Source organism: Bacillus cereus group sp. BfR-BA-01331 (genome assembly GCF_022663915.1).
Taxonomy (GTDB): Bacteria; Bacillota; Bacilli; order Bacillales; family Bacillaceae_G; genus Bacillus_A; species Bacillus_A mycoides.
This window is the reverse complement of sequence record NZ_JAKUGJ010000203.1, coordinates 1-242: the sequence shown is the minus strand read 5'-3', so window position 1 is coordinate 242 and position 242 is coordinate 1. Positions and strand designations below refer to the sequence as shown.

The window sequence follows — 242 nt, the reverse complement described above, 5'->3', positions numbered from 1 at the left end:
CTGTTTCACAGTTAGCTTTACAGAAACGATTTACAAAGATCAAGAAGCGAAAGCAATATGAGTGGTTAAAAAATATCAACGCACAAGTTCCTAAACAGGCTTCAAAAGATTTTGACAAGGCGCGAAAAAATTCGTTCAAAAAGTACAAAAATGGTTATCACACTTCTTATAAATCCAAAAAAGATTTAATCCAAGGATTTTATGCCAATTATGAAAGACTGATTATAGGAAAGAAAGTAGTT

Annotated in this window: 1 pseudogene; it reads left to right on the top strand. The window is 31.4% G+C overall.

The features are described 5' to 3' along the window. Positions 1-242: pseudogene (locus MR155_RS31715) on the top strand (helix-turn-helix domain-containing protein); the annotation flags it as partial.